Origin of the sequence: Acidisphaera rubrifaciens HS-AP3, assembly GCF_000964365.1 — a bacterium.
GTDB classification, from domain to species: Bacteria; Pseudomonadota; Alphaproteobacteria; order Acetobacterales; family Acetobacteraceae; genus Acidisphaera; species Acidisphaera rubrifaciens.
In genome coordinates, this window is sequence record NZ_BANB01000718.1 from 1 (window position 1) to 563 (window position 563).

General features: G+C 74.6%; 2 pseudogenes. One reads left to right on the forward strand and one right to left on the reverse strand.

Annotated elements, in window-relative coordinates:
* A pseudogene (locus B8460_RS23480) lies at positions 1–121 on the reverse strand (glycosyltransferase); the annotation flags it as partial.
* Positions 122–225: 104 nt separating this feature from the next.
* Here B8460_RS23480 and B8460_RS16900 point away from each other — a divergent pair.
* Positions 226–563 (forward strand): annotated as a pseudogene (locus B8460_RS16900) (YgfZ/GcvT domain-containing protein); the annotation flags it as partial.

The following is a 563-nucleotide window of genomic DNA, read 5'->3' on the forward strand; positions in this document are numbered from 1 at the left end:
CGTCGCGGCGGATGACCGGCAGGACCGCGTCGCCCGCGCGGGCCAGGGCGATGCTGAGCCGTTCGTAGAACAGTTCCGCCCCGCCGTCGGGCGCGCCGGCCATCACCTGCGCGACCGTCAGCACGGCGCGTGGTCCGGGCCGCGGTGCTTCATGTGGGCGGCGTGTAGCACTTCTGACCGTCGCCGGGTCTAGCGCCCCGTCCCGCGGACCCCCACGTGCGACCTATGCCTTGGACCACATGTCTGCCCGCCCGCGCCGCCGTCGAGATCACCGGCGAGGACCGCGTCGCCTTTCTGCAGGGTCTGGTGTCGAACGACGTCGCGGCGGCGGCGCCGGGACGCTGGGTCTGGGCGGCGCTGCTGACGCCGCAGGGCAAGTGGCTGGCCGATTTCTTCGTCACCGCCGCCGGTGACCGGCTGTTGCTGGATGTGGAGGCGGCGCAGCGCGACGACTTGATCGCCCGCCTCGCGCGGTATCGCCTGCGGGCCCGTGCCGCGCTCGCGCGGGTCGCGGCGCACGTGATCGTCTCCGACGCGCCCCCGCCCGCCGACCTGCGGGTGCT